The following is a 1,023-nucleotide window of genomic DNA, read 5'->3' as shown; positions in this document are numbered from 1 at the left end:
GTTCTTCATCGCCTGGCGGTCCATCGACTGGACGCCGAAAGCCATCTGCGGTTGATGGTCGATGAAGATCAGCTGGCTGTTCTGCGGGGTGAGGACTTCAAGCTTGGGATTGGACATTGCGTGCTCCTGTTGGGGGCGAAAGTGTGGGCTGCCGCGGCACCAGCCGCCGCGACAGAGCCGCGTCGGGGCGGCTAGGCATCAGGGCCGCGACTGGCGTTTTTTTTATCCGGATCGCAGCCTGATACAAGAATAGTCAGCGCTGTCGGCCATGACCATTGTCGATTCGTATTAGTGGTGCGCGGCCGTGGTTTCATCGCGATGCCGCCGGGCCGTGCCACAGCAAACGGGAATAGCTTGGCCAGCCCTTGCGGCGTGAGGAGACATAGGGCTGTGTGCGACTCTGATGTGCCGCACCCTGCATACCGGCTGGCTGGGGCTGGCTCTGAGAGCCACGCCGAACTAACCTCATGGTATGAGTATTCAGGATTTCGTTAATGTGACGTACTAGAAAGTTTTTGCGGGATCATGCCAAATTGGCGTTTGGGCCTGCCCAGACCCCGCGCACCGATGAGTGCACTGGAGATTGACTGTGACAATCAACAGCTTCGTAACCGCGGACACCAGTGCGAGTGATGAAGCGATGGTGCTRATCGTTGATGACGACGCGATGCTTCGCGGCGCGTTGGAGAACCTCTTCCGATCAGTCGGGATGCGTGTCGCACTGTTYGCATCCGCTGCCGAACTGCTAGCATTCGCGTTCCCGGACGCGCCCACTTGCCTTCTGCTCGATGTCAGGCTCCGCGGGCAGAGYGGCCTGGACCTACAGACYCGGCTGTCCCAAATGGACATCCAGATCCCAATCATTTTTATGACTGGTTACGGCGACATCCCCATGACCGTTGCTGCCATGAAGGCTGGTGCTGAGGATTTTCTGGCGAAGCCATTCCGCGAGCAGGACCTGCTCGATGCCGTGGCGGCCGCCTTGCAAAAGGATCGGGATCGCCGCCATGGTCGCCGCCATGG

General features: G+C 59.6%; 1 protein-coding gene and 1 pseudogene. One reads left to right on the top strand and one right to left on the bottom strand.

Going from position 1 to position 1,023, the window contains the following annotated elements; all coding sequences use genetic code 11:
- Positions 1–117 (bottom strand): annotated as a pseudogene (locus AC1DS3_RS38995) (hydrolase); the annotation flags it as partial.
- Positions 118–640: 523 nt separating this feature from the next.
- Here AC1DS3_RS38995 and AC1DS3_RS38990 point away from each other — a divergent pair.
- A partial coding sequence (locus AC1DS3_RS38990; protein ID WP_477129409.1) for a response regulator transcription factor occupies positions 641–1,023 on the top strand: 383 nt, incomplete at its 3' end.

It is taken from the genome of Cupriavidus sp. 01L46, from assembly GCF_056399905.1.
Note: the sequence above shows the minus strand (reverse complement) of the source record. Positions and strands in the feature narration are given on the sequence as shown.